This window comes from Mycobacterium sp. shizuoka-1 (genome assembly GCF_002723835.1).
GTDB lineage: Bacteria > Actinomycetota > Actinomycetes > Mycobacteriales > Mycobacteriaceae > Mycobacterium.
Genome location: NZ_BEWG01000015.1, coordinates 35,753 through 49,877, shown reverse-complemented (window position 1 = coordinate 49,877; position 14,125 = coordinate 35,753). Strand labels below are relative to the sequence as shown.

Here is a 14,125-nt window from a genome sequence, read left to right as displayed (position 1 = left end):
CTAGTGGTTCCGATCGCGGAGAATGCTATTCTCCGCCTGGAGAGTGAGGAATTCCATGGCGAGAACGGCACACCCCGGCGACTTGGACACCGTGACCCTCGGCAGATGGCTCGACATCCAGGACGCGCCCGGCGCCGGCGAGCAGCCCGTCGCCGAGGTCCTCAAGGGCGGATCGCAGAACATGCTCTACCGGATCACCCGCGGTGACCAGGGCATGGTGCTGCGGATGCCCGGCCCCCGCGCCGACGAGCGGCGGCTGGCCGAACTGCTCCGTGAGATCCGCCTGGAGCGCGCGTTGAAGGGCACCGACGTGCCGCACGCCGAACTGATCGCCGCCGACGAGACCGGCGACGTGCTGGGCGTGCCGTTCTACCTGATGGCCGAAGTCGACGGCTGGAGCCCGATGGAAGGGGGCTGGGAAAGTCCGTTCGACACCGATCTCGACGCACGCCGCGACCTCGCGTTCCAGCTGATCGAGGGAGCCGCGAAGCTGGGCCGGCTGGACTGGAAGGCCCACGGGCTGGAGGGGTTCGGCAAACCCGAGGGCTTCCACGACCGCCAGGTGGACCGCTGGTTGGCCTTTCTCGCCGCCTTCCAGGTGCGCGAACTGCCCGGCCTGGACGTCGCCTCGGAGTGGTTGCGCGTCAACCGGCCCGCACACTTCACCCCCGGGATCATGCACGGTGACTACCAGTTCGCCAACGTGATGTACGCCCACGGCGCTCCGGGGCGCCTCGCCGCGATCGTCGACTGGGAGATGACCACCATCGGCGATCCGCTGCTCGATGTCGCCTGGGCGCTGCTCGGCTATGACGGCGAGCACCCGAAGCAGACCGGCTTCTACCTGCCGATGGACGGGATGCCCACCCGCACTGAGCTGCTGGCGCACTACGAGAAGGTAAGCGGCCTGTCATGCGAGAACATTCACTACTATCTGGTGCTCGCCAACTGGAAGCTGGGCATCGTGCTGGAGAAGACGTACGCCGCGGCGGTCAACGGCGGCAAGGCCGACCCGACGATCACCGAGGCGTTCGGGGCGATGGTGCCCGATCTGATCGCGACGGCTGCCCGCCTCGCCCGATCTGGAAAGGTGGCCTGAATGGGCTACGCGGACAAGCTCTTCGACCTGAGCGGCCGGGTGGTCCTGGTCACCGGTGGCAGCCGGGGCCTGGGCAGGGAGATGGCGATGGCCGCGGCACACTGCGGAGCCGACGTCATCATCGCCAGCCGCAAATACGACGCCTGCGTGGCCACCGCGAAGGAGATCGAGGACCAGACTGGTCGCACGGCGATGCCGTATGGGGTGCACGTCGGGCGCTGGGACGAACTCGACGGATTGGTGCAGGCGGCCTACGACCGATTCGGCAAGCTTGACGTGCTGGTGAACAACGCCGGGATGTCACCCACCTACGACAGGCTGACCGACGTCAGCGAGAAGTTGTTCGACGCGGTGATGAACTTGAATCTCAAAGGCCCGTTCCGGCTTTCGGCACTGGTGGGTGAACGCATGGTCGCCGACGGTGGCGGCGTCATCATCAACGTCAGCACCCACGGCTCACTGCGACCGCACCCGTCGTTCATCCCCTACGCCGCCTCCAAGGCCGGCTTGAACGCGATGACCGAGGGCCTGGCCGCGGCGTTCGGACCCACCGTGCGGGTGAACACCCTGATGCCGGGCCCGTTCCTGACCGACATCAGCAAGGCCTGGGACTTCGGCGAGAGCAATCCGTTCAAGAACCACGCCCTGCAACGGGCCGGCGAACCTACCGAGATCGTCGGCGCCGCACTGTTCTTGATGTCGGATGCGTCCAGTTTCACCACCGGCTCGATCCTTCGCGCCGACGGTGGTGCGTAAGGAGGAATGGCATGGCATGGGACTTCTCCACCGAGCCGGAGTTCGAAGAGAAACTCGAATGGATCCGTAACTTCGTTCGCGACGAGATCGAACCGCTCGAGGTGATCTTCCCCGGCTGCGAGTTCCTGCCGCTCAACGACGAACGCCGCCAGATCATCGACCCGCTCAAGCAGAAGGTGCGCGATCAGGGCCTGTGGGCCCCGCACCTCGGCCCCGAGCTAGGCGGTCAGGGATTCGGTGCCGTCAAGCTCACGCTGATCAACGAAATTCTCGGTCGCACAACGTGGTCGTCGATCATCTTTGGCACCCAGGCGCCCGACACCGGCAACGCCGAGATCATCGCCAGGTTCGGCACCCAGGAACAGAAGGACCGCTACCTGACCGGATTGCTGTCAGGCGAGATCTTCTCCACTTTTTCGATGACCGAACCGCAGGGCGGCTCGGACCCGCGGGTGTTCACCACCCGTGCGGTGCGCGACGGCTCCGAAGCGGACGCCGACTGGATCATCAACGGCCACAAGTACTGGTCGTCGAATGCGTCGGTGGCATCGTTCTTCATCGTCGTAGCGATCACCGACCCCGACGTGCCGGTGCACCGGGGCGCCTCCACGTTCCTGGTCCCGGCCGACACCCCCGGGGTGAACATCGAGGCGACGCACCATCTGGTCGGCTCGCACCCGCACGACCCCGGCCACTCGCTGGTGCACTACGACAACGTGCGGGTCCCGGCCTCGGCGATGCTGGGCCAGGAGGGCCACGGCTTCGCCGTCGCGCAGTCCCGGCTCGCCGGCGGGCGGCTGCATCACGCGATGCGCTCAATCGGGGTGGCCCAGCGCGCCGTCGACATGATGGCGCGGCGCGCGAAAAGCCGTTTCACCCAAGGCAGTCTGCTGGCCGACAAACAGCTCATCCAGGCATTCGTCGCCGACTCCTTCGTCGAGCTGACCCAGTTCCGGTTGATGGTGTTACACGCCGCCTGGCTGATCGACACCCAGGGCGAACGCGCGGCCCGGGAAGAGATCGCGGCGTGCAAGATCCAGACCCCGAACGTGCTCAAGTCCATCGGCATGCGCGCCATCCAGACCCATGGCGGGCTCGGGCTCACCGACCAGATGCCGCTGACCGGGGTGCTGTTCGGCGGCCTGGCTCTGGGGCTGGCCGACGGCCCCACCGAGGCGCACAAGGTGAACCTGGCCCGCCAGATCCTCGACGGCTACGAAGCCGAGGACCCGGTCTGGCCCGGCGAGTTCCTGGCCAACCGCATCGAGCGAGCGCGGGAGAAGTACGGCCATCTGGTCGATCGCATTCCCGCGCTGCCCGTTTCGCCATGACCAGCCGGGCCGCGGCCGCCGTCGTGCGCGCCCTCGACGACCGTCAGCGGGAGGCCACCGAGGAGGTGGAGCGCATCCTGGCCGCCGCAGTCACCGTGATGCAGCGAGTCTCCCCCGACGCGCCCAGGGTCAGCGACATCGTCGCTGCGGCCGGCGTGTCCAACAAGGCCTTCTACCGCTATTTCGCCGGCAAGGACGACCTGATGCTGGCCGTCATGGAACGCGGTGTCGCCCTGGTTGTCTCATATCTCGAACACCAGATGGCCAAGGAGAGCACACCGGCGGGCAAGATCACCCGCTGGATCACCGGGGCGCTCGCCCAGGTGGCCGACCCCGAACTGATCGGCATGAGCCGGGCCCTGGTCGGCCAGATGTCGGACTCCGACAAGCGCCGGCTGGGTGAGGAGGAGACGATGGCGGCGATGCGCGATCTGCTGGTGCCGCCGATCCGCGATCTGGGCAGTGCCGATCCCCGCCGTGATGCTGACGCGGTGTTCGTGTGTACCGTCGGCACGATGCGACGCTACGTGAGTTCCACCGAAGAGCCGGGAGGCACGGACATCAGTCACCTCGTCGGGTTCTGCCTGCGCGGGCTCGGGGTGCCGGAAGGGATGAGCTGATGCGTGCGGTCGTCTGCCGGGAGTACGGCACCCCCGAGGACCTGGCGATCGAGGAACTGCCCGACCCCACCCCGGGACCCGGACAGGTGGTGGTGAAAGTGCGTGCCGCCGCGGTCAACTACCCCGATGTCCTGCTGATTGCGGGTAAGTACCAGATCAAGGTGCCCCCTCCGTTCAGTCCGGGCAGCGAACTGGCCGGCGAGGTGCTGGCCGTCGGTGACGGTGTGGACTTACGCCCCGGCGACCGGGTGTCGGCGACGTCGTTCGTCGGCGCCTTCGCCGAACAGGCGGTGGTGGACGCCCGTGGCCTGAGCCGGATACCCGACGGTGTCGACTACGCCGACGCCGCCGCGTTCGGGGTCACCAACCGGACCGCCTACTACACACTGCGCACGGTGGCTCCGGTTCGGCCCGGCGACTGGGTGGTGGTCCTCGGTGCCGGCGGCGGAGTGGGCCTGGCCGCCGTCGACATCGCGGTTCTGATGGGCGCCAAAGTCATTGCCGCCGCGTCGGGCGCCGAGAAGCTCGAGGTGTGCCGCCGGCGCGGCGCCACGGAGGTCATCGACTATGACCGCGAGGATCTCAAGGCCCGCCTCAAGGAGATCACCGGTGCGGCCGGTGCGCAGGTGGTGCTCGATCCGGTAGGTGGCCGTTACTCCGAGCCGGCCTTGCGCGGGCTGGGCCGGGGCGGCCGGTTCGTGACGCTGGGGTATGCCGCCGGCGAGATTCCCGCGATCCCGCTGAACCTGGTGATGCTCAAGGGAATCACCGTGGTGGGCATGGAGATCCGCACCTTCGCCACCGACTACCCCGACCAGATCGGCCGTGATGACGCCGAGCTGGCGGCGCTGTTCGCCGAGGGCAAGCTGCGCCCCTACATCGGGGCGCGCTTCCCGCTGGACCAGGCTCCCGCCGCGTTGCGCTATGTGGCCGACCGCAAAGCGATCGGCAAGGTCGTGATCGACGTCGCCTAGCTCCCGTCCTACGGCGTGACGATGTTGAAGCTCGGATCGGGTTGATCCAGCACGCCGAGCAGCGTCTGCAGCGCCTGGGCATCGCCGGTGATGTCCATCCCGGGTGATGCGAAATCGCCTGCCGCGACGGCCAACAGCCGCAGCTTGCCGGCGAAACGGACAGTCGCGGTGGCAGTGGATTCGTCGGCCGGGGACTGACGGTAGACCAGCACACCGTTGCGCAGGGTGAGCCGGTAGTTGGTGCCCAGGTCGGCGAACGTCACGTCGAGCGCGATGTCGTGCTCCCAAGCCCGCGGCCCGTTCACGCTGATCGCCAGGACGTCGAACATCTGCTCCGGGGTGAGCTGGGCGAGCAGCGTCGTCGGCGACACCTGGGTGGGCGTGCCGAAGTTCCCGTCGCGCAGTTCGGTCGCCCCGGACAGGAAAAAGTTGCGCCACGTGGCGCATTCGGCGCCATACGCCATCTGCTCGAGGGTGTCCGCATACAGCTCGCGGGCGGCGGTGTGCTGCTCGTCGGTGAAGATGACGTGGTCGAGCAGCGTTGCCGCCCAGCGGTAGTCACCGTCCTCGAACGCCGCTCGGGCCAGCTCCACCACCCGGTCGGCACCGCCCATCGCCTCGACGTAGCGGGGTCCGATCGACTCCGGAGGATGTGCCCACAGCCGCGCCGGGTTGCCGTCGAACCAGCCCATGTAGCGCTGGTAGACGGCCTTGACGTTGTGGCTGACCGAGCCGTAGTAGCCGTGGGCGTGCCACGCCTTGTGCAGCGCAGGCGGCATCTGGAAAGTCTCGGCGATCTCGATGCCGGTGAAGCCCTGATTGAGCTGGCGCAGCGTCTGGTCGTGTAGGTAGGCATACAGATCACGTTGCAGCGAAAGGAATTCGACGATGTTGTCCTGCCCCCACGTCGGCCAATGGTGGGAGGCGAACACCACGTCGGAGCGGTCGGCGAAGGTGTCGATCGCTTCGGTCAGATAGCCCGACCAGGCGTGCGGGTCGCGCACCAGGGCCCCGCGCAGCGTCAGCAGGTTGTGCAGGTTGTGCGTGGCGTTCTCGGCCATACACAACGCGCGGAACTTCGGAAAGTAGAAATGCATCTCGGCGGGCGCCTCGGTGCCGGGGGCCATCTGGAATTCGATCTCGAGTCCGTCGATGGTGTGCGTCTCGCCGGTGCTGGCGATGTCGATGGTGGGCACGATGATCGCCACCTCACCCGTCGACGGTGTCTGGCCCAGCCCGCAGCCGACCTGGCCCTGCGGGCCGCGTTCCAGCACGGCCCCGTACATGTAGCCGGCCCGGCGGGCCATCGCGGTACCCGCGTAGACGTTCTCCTGCACCGCGTGTTCGGTGAAGCCTTCCGGAGCCAGGATTGCGACCTTGCCGGCGTCCACGTCGGCCTGGGTGGTCACCCCGAGGACACCGCCGAAGTGGTCGACGTGGGAGTGGGTGTAGATGACCGCGACGACGGGCCGGTCGCCGCGATGCGCGCGGTACAGCGCGAGTGCGGCCGCGGCCGTCTCCGTAGACACCAGCGGATCGATGACGATGATGCCGGTGTCGCCCTCGATGAAGCTGATGTTCGACAAATCCAGCCCACGCACCTGATAGATGCCCTCGACGACCTCGTAGAGCCCTTGTTTGGCGGCCAGCGTGCTCTGTCGCCACAGACTCGGGTGGACGGACGTCGGCGCGTCACCGGCGAGAAACGCGTAGGCGTCGTTGTCCCACACCACCCGGCCGTCGGCGGCCTTCACCACGCACGGTGTCATCGCGGCGATGAAGCCGCGGTCGGCATCGGCGAAGTCGGCGGTGTCCTCGAACGGCAGCGACTGCAGGTGTTCGGCGTGGGCGGCTTCGATGGCCGCGGACGGCGGCTTGGGAGTCATGCGGCAGATCCTTCCCCATCCTCGGATGGCACGTGAACGGTTCACGGCGACGCCGGCCGGCACCCGCGGGCACAGCGACGACCGGGAGTTAACCAGCGGCCCGAGGCGACCCATGCCGGCGGATGCCGCTACGAGGATCGATCCGGAGCGCGGCGGTTGATCTCGCGATATCTGGACGGATCTCTGTAATCCGCATTACGAATCTCTATCGACGACTTCTAGTCCACTATCAGCGATGTGATCCGCATTGCGGGTCACCAGGTCTTGGCGACCTGGGGTTTCGACATTTGTCGACGAGAAGCTTGCGGTTTGCCTTCACCCACTGCGACCATGACGCACAGAAATTAGCTCAGGAGGGTCCATGATCACCCGCGTTCGGCCTGTCGGTCTGCTGTCTCTGGTCGCCGCCGGCGAATTGATCGGCGCGGTGGCGCTGGGGGCAGAACGGCCCCGTCTCGCGCTCCACGCCTCGACGCCTGAGCTGAGCGCGATCGTGACGCCATGGACCCCCACGCCGAGCCCCGCCACGACGCCGGGCGTGCGCCTCGCGGGGGCGATCAGCACGTCCCCCGGCATCCAGGTGCAGTGGTCGGCGGCGCCAGGATCCGATGCCGCGACCGCTGCCGCCGTGGCGAGCACGGCCGGCGACGTCGCATCGCGGATCGCCAACCACCCCGGCGAGCTGACCTATGGCGCCGCGCAGGCTGCGGTCGCCACCAGTACGAAACGCAGCGCACATTCCGGCAATGCATCGGTACCCGCTTTGATCACCGTCAGTGACGGCACCACGACCATCACGGCGCTGTTCCAGGTCTACACCGTCGACGGGCAACTGACGGTCGTCGCCGGCGGAGTGATGCTCGTCGGCAATGGCACCGAGCCCGGCCAGGCCGGCGGGCTGTTGTGGGGCAACGGCGCCGACGGCGCGCCCGGCCAGGACGGCGGCAACGGCGGATTCTTCGGGGGGAACGGCGGGAACGGCGGCGCCGCAACCGAAGCCGGCGCAACCGGCGGCAACGGCGGGAGCGCGGGACTGTTCTTCGGCAACGGCGGCAACGGCGGCAACGGCGCCGACGGCACGGACCCGGGCCAGGCGGGCGGCAGCGGCGGTAACGGCGGCTCGGCAGGACTGTTCGGCAACGGCGGCAACGGGGGCAGCGGCGGGGCGGGAGCGGCGGGCGCCGACGGCGTCAACCCGACCCCGCCGGCCCACGCCCAGGACGGCACCGCCGGCGCGAGCGTGACCTCCGGTACCGCCGGCAATGGAACGAACGGCGCCGACGGCACGCTGCCCGGCCAGGCCGGCGGAACGGGCGGAGTCGGCGGGAACGTGACCGAGAGCGGCAAGGCCGGTGCGGGCGGCAACGGCGGCAACGGCGCGCCCGGCGGAGGCAACGGCGGAGACGGCGGCAAGGCCGGCTACGGAATCGGGCCCACGATCTCCACCTACAACAACGGTGGCAGCGGCGGCAACGGTGGTGGAGGGACCATTGGTCAGGCCGGCGGCGCTGGTGGCAGCGGCGGCAACGGCGGCAGCGGCGGCCTGATCGCCGGCAACGGTGGTGTCGGCGGCGACGGCGGCACCGGCGGTCAGGGCGGCAACGGTGACATCGGCGGCAAGGGTGGCAATGGGGCCACGGCTCACCTGATCAGTAGCGGCGCAACCAAACCCGTCGGCGGTAGCGGCGGCACCGGCGGTCAGGGCGGCAACGGCGGCACCGGCGGGGCGGGCGGCAATGCCGGCACCGGCGGTCGCGGCGGATTGACCGGGGGTACCGCCGGCCCGAACGGCACCGGCGGCAAGGGCGGTACCGGCGGCAACGGCGGCACGGGTGGCACCGGTGGTAACGGCGGCTCCGGCAGCTTGAACGGCAACGGCGGCGACGGCGGTAACGGTGGCGTTGCCGGGGCCGGCGGTGCGGGTGGTTCCGGCGGCGGTGTCGACGGTGCCGGCGGAACCGGCGGCAGCGGCGGCCAGGGCGGCACCCGCGGAAGCGGTTCGAACAACAACGGTTCGAACGGCAATCCAGGCAAGGCCAATGGCGGTCAAGGCTGACATCGGCGCTGGCCATATCGGAGCCGAATCGCACGCCGGCGGCTTTCGTTCTCCAGCCGCACTCGGTCTAGCCGTCGTCAGCGAGATCTACCGCAGGGCTGTGGTTTGGCTCCGACCACAACCCTCCTGCAGATTTCGCGCACGCTGCGCCCCGTGCCGGGGTCAGGTCCAGAATCCGTTGAGCGGTTCGGCGTACTTGTCATTGTTGGTCATGGTGGGCACCCCGAGCGCGTCCTCGATGGTCCGCAGCGTGCTGTAGTGGTCGTAGTGATCGGTGACCACGAATGCGCCACCTTTCATGCCGCCCGCGCTGACCGCCAGCGGCGAGGGGATCACCACCGTGACGACATGGTTGCCCTCATTGCCGAAGCCCAGCGTGATGTTGTTGTTGTCCTCGTCGAACGTGACGATCAGCACCGACTTCGTGGTCTTCCAGACTTCAGAATTCATGATCGTCGGCACGTTCTCCGCAAGGAACTCGTCGAGGGCCGCGACGTTGTACTGGTGGCGCGGATCGATCTGCGAGAACGCGAAGTGGGCCACCCCGGCCAGGGAGTCGACGGGGCCCTCGCCGTTGGAGTCCTCGTCGGCGGCGAACCACACGAAATTCGGTGTGGTGGCGTCGGACTCGAGATCGGTGGCCATCTGCGTCAGCGGGAACATGTGCGCGGCCGCATACGCCTGGTTGTCACCGATCCCGGCGAACGCCGGCCACGGGGTCTGATCCGTCGAATAGTTCGCGGTTGATTGCAACGGCTGGCCCGGCGTCATGCCCTGCGCATAGGCGGCCCACGTCACTCCGGCTTGGTCCATGGTGAAGGCCAGGTTGTTCGGGTCGTCGATGCACACCGACGCGCAGTTGTAGGTCTTGCCGTAGACCTGTCCGCCGGCGATCGCGTAGTAATTCGGCAGGCTGGGATGGGTCACGGCGTAGTAGTTGGTGGCGAGCCCGTAGCCGTTCATCAAGCTGTTCAGGAACGGGGCGTTGGGGCTTCCGACGATGTCGTTGTAACCCTTGTTCTCCATATAGACCAGGAACACATGGTCGAGCGGCTGGACGTCTGAAACCGGCGGTGCCGGGTCGGGCGGCTGGGCCTGCGCGGTGCCGATGCTGAAGGACAGGTTGTCGGCGTAGGCGTTGTTGAATCGCGCGGTGAAGCCGATCACCACCGGATTCAGGTCGTGCATGGTGAGCGTCACGACGGCGCTGCGCGTGCCGACCGGAACGGTGCCGATGGCGGTGCGCTGACGGAATCCGGTCTGTCCCAACCGGTCCAAGTTGGAAACCGGTCCGATCGACGAGCTGCCGAGATAGAGCTGATTCTCGTCGAGGAACGTGACCTTCACGGTGGCGAAGGACGGGTCCAGCAGGTATCCACCGAGGTAACCGCTGAGGTTGAACGGCACTGTGCCGGTGTCGATCTCAGCCTTGGAGGCATTGAGGTCCACCGTCTGGGTGAGCGCCGAAGTGGCAACATCACCACCACTGAAGAACTGGTTGCCACCGCCGGGCGGCGCGGCGTTCACGCCCGGGAACGACACGATGGCAGGAAGATTCGGCCACGCGAAGCTCAGCCCAACCGGCCAGGCGTTGCGCAGTTCACCGTACTGAACCACCGTCGGAGTGCCGGTGGCCGTCCAGCCGGGCACACTGACCGCACTGTTCCCGTACCCGGCGCTGTCGCCGAGCTCGGCCCCCGGATTCGTCAGGAGATTGGGACCCGTGGCCGGCACGGCGGCGGTGGTGACCGCGCCTGCCTTCCCGACGCCGGTGATGCGACGCAACTCGTTGCCGGCGTATGCCAGCATCGACGAGATCGTCGCCGGCGAAGGCGGCGTGCCGTCGCCGAGCAGCGAATGCACCGCGGTGGCAACTCCCTTGGCCGTCGGAGCGTGCGCAACCGGCACCGAAAGAAGCGCAGGCTTACCTTTTTTGGCCGACGACGGGGCGGCAGCCAAGTTGGGTGTCACCCGGTGCGACTTGGCCACTCCCGCGGGTTTGGAGTTGGCCGCCGATGCCGTGTTCCCCGAGGCCGTCGAGGTGTTCGACGGCTGCGCGTCGGCCACACCCGGCGTGCTCGCCAACCAGGAGCCGATCCCCAGGGCTACCGCCAGTGCACCAATCCTGCCGACATGTGCTGCATTGCCCATGACCCGTACTCCCGCCACCCGAATCATCAGATGGTACGAAGTACGGGCCCTGCACGGACCGTATTCGACGGGTTAGTTCTGCGCGGTCAGGTCGTAGACCTCGGTGCCGCCGATGTCAAGGGCGGTGAAGTGCTGCTGCACCCACGTGGTGATCTGCGTGCCGGGACCCGACTCGCCGCCCGGACCGCCATGGCCACCACCCGGACCGTTGCCGGCGATGAAGTAGTGGATCTGTCCCGCGGCCACATAGGCCTGGAACTGCTCCAGTGTCGGCGAATTGTCGCCGCCGCTGAACCCGCCGATCGACATGATGGACGTACCGGTGGCCAGTTCGAGACTGCCCGCGACATGCGACCCGACAGTTGCTGCGGCCCAACGATTGTCAGCCTGGATCAGCAGACCCTTGAGCTCGGCGTTGTCCGAGGGCGCAACCCCTTGCCCGCCCGGTCCGCCCGGTCCGCCCGGTCCGCCGAAGCCGAACCCGCCACCGGCACGGGCCGGGCCCGAGATCGGGATGCCGCCGCCGTGGTTACCGGCGACCGTCTCCACGGTGTACGCCGCGGTGGCGCCGAGTCCGAACAGCAGGCCTGCCGCGGCAACCGCGGCGATCCACCGGCCCAGGCGATGGGCGCCGGCCAGCAGCACCGCGGACACCACGATCGCCCCGACCAACACCACCCAGCGCAGCCACGGCAGCCAGTCCGGCGTGCGGTCGAGCAGGACGAAGTTCCACACCCCGGTGACCGTGAGCATGGCAGCCAGCACGATCCGCGAAGCCACAAATTCCTTGCCGCGCCATAGCTCTCGCACACTGATGCCGATCACCGCGCCGATCGCCGGTGCCAGCGCGACCGTGTAGTAGGGATGCATGATCCCCTTCATGAAGCTGAACACCACGACGGTGACCACCAACCAGCCACCCCACAGCAGCAGGGCGGCGCGGGTCCGGTCGGTGCGTGGTGCGCGCCGGGTGAACCACAGCCCGGCCAGCAGGCCGATCAGAGCGGCCGGCAGCAGCCAGGAGATCTCGGTGCCCATCGATTCGCCGAACATCCGGGTGATCCCGGTGGACCCGCCGAACATCGGCGAACCCCCCATCGCAGAAGGACCGGAGTCCGAACCACCGCCCGGGTTACCGTCCCCACCGAAGACCCGGCCAAGACCGTTGTAACCAAGCGCCAGCTGTAACAGGCTGTTGTCGGTGGACCCACCAATGTAGGGCCGAGAAGCGCTGGGCCACAGGCTCACCAGGGCCAGGTACCACCCCGCCGACACCACCATCGCGGCCAGGCCGACTGCCAGGTCACGCAGTCGCTGCCCAAGGCTGCCGCCCACGGCCACCAGCACCACCAGCGCCAGAGCCGGGGTGACCAGCAGGGCCTGCAGCAGCTTTGCCAGGAAGGCGAACCCGATCAGGACGCCGGCCAGCGCGATCCACCGGGTGGATCTGCCGTCCAGTGCGCGGGTGACGCAGTATCCGGCGGCCACCAACAGCAGAACCAGCAGTGCGTCGGGGTTGTTGAACCGGAACATCAACGCCGCCACCGGCGTCAGCGCCAGCACCGCGCCGGCCAGCAGGCCCGCACCGTAGCCGCTGACCCGGCGCACCGCACCGTAGACCAGTGCCACCGCACCTACACCCATCAATGCCTGGGGCACCAGCATCGACAGAGTGCCGAACCCGAAGATCCGCCCAGACAATGCCATCACCCACAGCGCGGCGGGTGGTTTGTCCACCGTGATCGCGTTTCCGGCGTCGATCGAACCGAACAGCAAGGCTTTCCAACTCTGCGTGCCGGCCTGCACGGCTGCCGCGTAGTACTCGTTGGCCCACCCGGCCGCGCCCAGGCCCCACAGGTACAGCACGGCGGTCGCGGTCAGGAGGGCGAACACGGCCGGGCGCGCCCAGGGCGGCCGCATCGGGTGCGGGCGGTCCGGCGGAAGCACCGGCTCGGTCCTCTGGCGTTCGACGAGCATGGTCATCACTTTCCTCCCCGCGTCTGCGCACCACGACGCGGGTGAAACACCCAGCCCCGCAGCAGAACGAAACGAACGACGGTGGCCAGCAGATTGGCCGCAACCAGCACCAGCAGCTCGATCACCCGCGGCGGTTCGCCCAGCGTGTGCAGGACTGCCAGTGCGCCGCTGGTCAGCGCCAGCCCGATCCCGAACACGACGAGCCCCTGGAACTGGTGGCGAGCCACTCCGGTGCGGCCACGCACCCCGAAGGTGAATCGCCGGTTGGCCGCGGTGTTTGCCACGGCGGTGACCAACAGCGCGATCAGGTTGGCAGGCTGCGCGCCGATCGGGCGCAACAGCAGGAACAGAGCGAGATAGGCGAGCGTGCAGGCGATCCCGATGGCGGCGAACCGCACGCTCTGGTTCAGCAGGGACCTCGGCGCGCCGGCCCGATTACCGAACTGGGCGCCGATCGCCTGTACCGGAATCTGTCCGGTTCCGAAACCCTTGAGCAAGCGGGCGATTCCCTTCAGATCGGCGACGGCGGTCGACACGATGTCCACCCGGCTGTCCGGGTCGTCGATCCAGTCGACGGGCACCTCGTGGATCCGCAGACCGCTGCGTTCGGCCAGCACCAGCAGTTCGGTATCGAAGAACCAGCCGGTGTCCTCGACGTAGGGCAGCAGCTCGGATGCGACGTCGGCGCGGATCGCCTTGAACCCGCATTGGGCATCGCTGAACTTCGCGGCCAGCGTCGAACGCAGGATGAGGTTGTAGCAGCGCGAGATGATCTCGCGCTTGGCGCCGCGCACGACCCGCGACCCGCGCCCCAGCCGGGTGCCGATCGCGAGGTCCGAATGTCCGGACACCAGCGGTGCCACCAGTGGCGCCAGCGCGGCCAGATCGGTGGACAGGTCGACATCCATGTAGGCCAGCACCGGGGCGTCCGACGTCGACCACACCGCGTGCAGCGCGCGACCGCGGCCCTTCTGCTCGAGGCGCACCGTGCGCACCTCGGGCAGTTGCGCGGCCAGCTCGGCGGCGACTGCCGGGGTGGCGTCGACGCTGGCGTTGTCGGCGATGGTGATGCGGAACGAGAATGGGAAGTCCTCCCGCAGGTGGCGGTGCAGCCGGTGCACGGAGTCGGCCAGCGCGGCCTGCTCGTTGTACACCGGCACGACGACGTCGAGCACGGGCACACCGAGCTCGGACGCGATCAGGGCCGCGTTGCGTCGGCGTGCCACGGGGACGTCGGTGATGGTCATGCTTCGATCGTCGGCCGTGCCGGTGAGG

Annotated in this window: 10 protein-coding genes; 6 read left to right on the top strand and 4 right to left on the bottom strand. The window is 68.2% G+C overall.

The features are described 5' to 3' along the window. Nucleotides 1-55 precede the first annotated feature (55 nt). The 5 genes from MSZK_RS03975 to MSZK_RS03955 are packed head-to-tail and all read left to right on the top strand — an operon-like array spanning nucleotide 56 to nucleotide 4,780. A complete protein-coding gene (locus MSZK_RS03975) occupies nucleotides 56-1,099 on the top strand; it encodes a phosphotransferase family protein (RefSeq protein ID WP_099245063.1) in 1,044 nt (347 codons plus the stop codon). Then, nucleotides 1,100-1,855 (top strand): SDR family NAD(P)-dependent oxidoreductase, encoded by a 756-nt coding sequence (locus tag MSZK_RS03970; RefSeq protein WP_099245061.1) that lies wholly within the window; start codon nucleotides 1,100-1,102, stop codon nucleotides 1,853-1,855. Between the two features lie 11 nt (nucleotides 1,856-1,866). Continuing rightward, nucleotides 1,867-3,186 carry an acyl-CoA dehydrogenase family protein gene (locus MSZK_RS03965; RefSeq protein ID WP_099245059.1) on the top strand — a complete coding sequence of 440 codons (1,320 nt, stop codon included), beginning with the start codon at nucleotides 1,867-1,869 and terminating at the stop codon, nucleotides 3,184-3,186. Next, entirely contained in the window at nucleotides 3,183-3,806 is a 624-nt protein-coding gene (locus MSZK_RS03960; RefSeq protein ID WP_099245057.1) for a TetR/AcrR family transcriptional regulator, read from the top strand. The genes MSZK_RS03965 and MSZK_RS03960 overlap by 4 nt, the downstream gene beginning before the upstream one ends. Next, on the top strand, nucleotides 3,806-4,780 hold the full coding sequence (locus tag MSZK_RS03955; RefSeq protein WP_099245055.1) for an NADPH:quinone oxidoreductase family protein: 975 nt from the start codon (nucleotides 3,806-3,808) through the stop codon (nucleotides 4,778-4,780). Before MSZK_RS03960 ends, MSZK_RS03955 begins: the two co-directional genes overlap by 1 nt. 8 nt (nucleotides 4,781-4,788) lie before the next feature. Here MSZK_RS03955 and MSZK_RS03950 read toward each other — a convergent pair whose 3' ends face one another. Then, a complete protein-coding gene (locus MSZK_RS03950) occupies nucleotides 4,789-6,666 on the bottom strand; it encodes an alkyl/aryl-sulfatase (RefSeq protein WP_099245053.1) in 1,878 nt (625 codons plus the stop codon). Between the two features lie 361 nt (nucleotides 6,667-7,027). Between MSZK_RS03950 and MSZK_RS32255 the strand changes: the two genes are divergently transcribed. Further along, complete coding sequence (locus tag MSZK_RS32255) at nucleotides 7,028-8,722, top strand: PGRS repeat-containing protein (RefSeq protein ID WP_102869252.1); 1,695 nt, start codon at nucleotides 7,028-7,030, stop codon at nucleotides 8,720-8,722. A 162-nt stretch (nucleotides 8,723-8,884) separates the two neighbouring features. Here the strand turns inward: MSZK_RS32255 and MSZK_RS03940 are convergent, their stop codons facing one another. The 3 genes from MSZK_RS03940 to MSZK_RS03930 all read right to left on the bottom strand — a co-directional run bounded on the left by MSZK_RS03940 (nucleotide 8,885) and on the right by MSZK_RS03930 (nucleotide 14,097). After that, nucleotides 8,885-10,873 carry an alkaline phosphatase family protein gene (locus tag MSZK_RS03940; RefSeq protein WP_099245051.1) on the bottom strand — a complete coding sequence of 663 codons (1,989 nt, stop codon included), beginning with the start codon at nucleotides 10,871-10,873 and terminating at the stop codon, nucleotides 8,885-8,887. A gap of 72 nt (nucleotides 10,874-10,945) precedes the next feature. After that, nucleotides 10,946-12,850: an ArnT family glycosyltransferase gene (locus MSZK_RS03935; protein WP_371411286.1), complete on the bottom strand. Its 1,905-nt coding sequence runs from the start codon at nucleotides 12,848-12,850 to the stop codon at nucleotides 10,946-10,948. A gap of 5 nt (nucleotides 12,851-12,855) precedes the next feature. After that, complete coding sequence (locus tag MSZK_RS03930; RefSeq protein ID WP_099245047.1) at nucleotides 12,856-14,097, bottom strand: bifunctional glycosyltransferase family 2/GtrA family protein; 1,242 nt, start codon at nucleotides 14,095-14,097, stop codon at nucleotides 12,856-12,858. Nucleotides 14,098-14,125: the final 28 nt, after the last annotated feature.